Here is a 2,024-nt window from a genome sequence, read left to right on the forward strand (position 1 = left end):
GACCACAGGCACGGTCGCGGCCACCGCCGCCTGCACACCGGGCACTCGCCGCAGCGCCGCTTCCACCTCGCCCATTTCGACGCGGTAGCCGCTGATTTTGACGCGGTGATCAGCGCGGCCGACGAACTCCAGCGCCCCGTCGGGCCGGTACCGGGTCAGGTCGCCGGTGCGGTACCAGATCCGGCCGTCGCGCGCGACGAAACGGTCCGCGGTCAGGTCGGGGCGGCCGCGGTAACCACGAGCGATGCCGCGCCCCGATATCCACAACTCACCTGCGACCCAGTCGGGGCAGTCGTCGCCGGTGTCGTCATCGACGACCCGGCAGGCGATGTTCGGGAACGGCCTGCCGTACGGCACGCTGGTGCAGTCCGCCGGCAAGCCGGTGGCCGGCTCGACCTCGAAAAAGGTTGCGTGCACAGCGGTTTCCGTGGCACCGCCTAAACCTGCGAACCGCACTGCGGGCGCCTCGACCTGGAGCCGGCGGGCCAGGCCAGGGCGCACCCAATCGCCGCCGGTGGGCACCGCCCGCAGCGACGACAGCAGGCCGTGGCCGACGTCGAGCAGCATCTCCAGCCAGCCCGGCAGGAAGTTCAGCACCGTCACGTGGTGAGCGTCGATGAGCCGGGCCCAACTGTCGGGGTCCCGGCGCTGCACCTCGTCGACCAACACGACCGCCCCGCCGGCGCGCAGAGTGGCAAAGATGTCCAGCACCGACATGTCGCATTCCAACGTCGATAACGCCAGACAGCGGTCCTCGGGGCCGATCTCGAAGTGGCGGCCGATGAATTCCACCGTGTTCATCGCGGCGTCGTGAGTCACCTCGACGCCCTTGGGCTCGCCGGTCGAGCCCGAGGTGAACAATACGTAGGCAAGCTCGGCGGGATCGACTGTGCCGAAGCGGTATTCACCACCGGCTGCCGACTCGCGAAGCACGTCGGCAATCGTCAACTCGGGCACCGGCAACGCCAGCCGCTGACCGCCGCAGACCAGCGCCAGGCGCACTGCACCACCGGCCAGGATGCGCTCGGCACGGTCGCGGGGCTGGTCGACCCCGATGGGCAGGTAACTGGCACCGACGGCCAGGATCGCCAACACGGCGGCTATCTGCTCAGCGGTTTTGGGGCCCGTCACCGCGACCGTGTCGCGGCTGTTAATGCCCGCCGCGCGCAGCGCTGCGGCCAGCGCCGAAACCTGTTGACGCAACTCCGCATAGGTGAGGTCACCGGAACTGGCGAACACGGCCGGCGCATCGGGCCGCAGCTCGGCTTGCCGGAAGAAGCCGTCGTGCAGCGCCTCGCTGCTGCGCTCGGCGGTGCGCGAGTTGACCGCGTCCCGCACCGCACGCTGAGCGGCCGGCAGCGCTGGCGAATCCGTTGCATCCCAGGCGTTGTGGTCTGCGGCCAGCCGGAGCAGTTCGTCGACGTGGTGCGCGAACATGGCGTCGATGACGCCCGGCGGGAAGCAGTCGTCACGCACGTCCCAGTTGACCAGTACCCCGCCGTCGAATTCGATGACCTGTGCGTCCAGCAGCACCTGCGGGCCTTGCGAAATGATCCATTCCGGCCTGCCGAACTGGTCGGTGACGGTGGGACTGAACAGTTCGCCGAGCCCCAGCGCGCTGGTGTACACCACCGGCGCCAGCACCTGAGTGCCGCGGTACCGGCTCAGATCGCGCAACACCGCGAGCCCAGAGTAGGCGGAATGCGCGGCGGCGGTCCGCATGGCGTTCTGCACCGTCTGTGCCCGCGCGGTTGCGGTATGGGCATCGCTCATGTCGATGTCGAGCAGCAGGGACGAGGTGAAGTCGCCGACGAGCAGGTCGACGTCGGGGTGCAGAGGTTGGCGTCCGAACAGCGGCACGTTCAGCAAAAATCGCGGTGTGGTCGACCAGCGCGCCAACGCGTGGGAGAACGCCGCGGCCAGCGTCATCGCCGGGGTGATGCCGCGGGCCCGTGCGCCGGTGAACAACGCGTCGCGGGTGGCCGGGTCCAGCCAGGGCCAGCGCCTGGTGCTGGTGTGTGAGG

At 69.5% G+C, this 2,024-nt stretch carries 1 protein-coding gene; it reads right to left on the reverse strand.

Features of this window, described 5'->3' with window-relative positions; genetic code table 11:
* On the reverse strand, nucleotides 1-2,024 hold a 2,024-nt coding region (locus tag WA317_RS18920), incomplete at both ends, for an amino acid adenylation domain-containing protein (RefSeq protein ID WP_425174493.1).

It is taken from the genome of Mycobacterium sp. (assembly GCF_049802695.1).
Classification (GTDB): Bacteria; Actinomycetota; Actinomycetes; order Mycobacteriales; family Mycobacteriaceae; genus Mycobacterium.